We start from the raw sequence: 292 nt of genomic DNA on the forward strand, positions 1-292 counted from the left end.
TGAGACGGGCAACTGTGCCGGTGGCGTTTCAGCGCTGGCTGCGGCATTCGCCCTGGCTGCGGTAGCGAATACTGCGCAGTTCTTCGTTGCTGTCTTCGAAGACCATGATCTGTGGGATGACTCCGCAGTATTCGATTCTCGGGCTCTGGTAAACGACCTTGGCGATGTCCAGTTTCATGCTGTAGCGGTAGTCCTGGATTTGCGGCATCGGCTTGCCCGTGCGCTCGGCGTATCGCTGGGCGACTTCGATGCTGTTCTGTTCGATCTGCCTGACCTTGTCCTTGGGAAAGGA

1 protein-coding gene is annotated in these 292 nt (G+C 57.9%); it reads right to left on the bottom strand.

Features of this window, described 5'->3' with window-relative positions; all coding sequences use genetic code 11:
* Positions 1-28: 28 nt before the first annotated feature.
* The coding region (locus tag J0A65_RS27075) for a DUF2790 domain-containing protein (RefSeq protein ID WP_206597247.1) at positions 29-292 on the bottom strand (264 nt) is incomplete at its 5' end.

Origin of the sequence: Bowmanella yangjiangensis (genome assembly GCF_017255015.1) — a bacterium.
Lineage (GTDB): Bacteria > Pseudomonadota > Gammaproteobacteria > Enterobacterales > Alteromonadaceae > Bowmanella > Bowmanella yangjiangensis.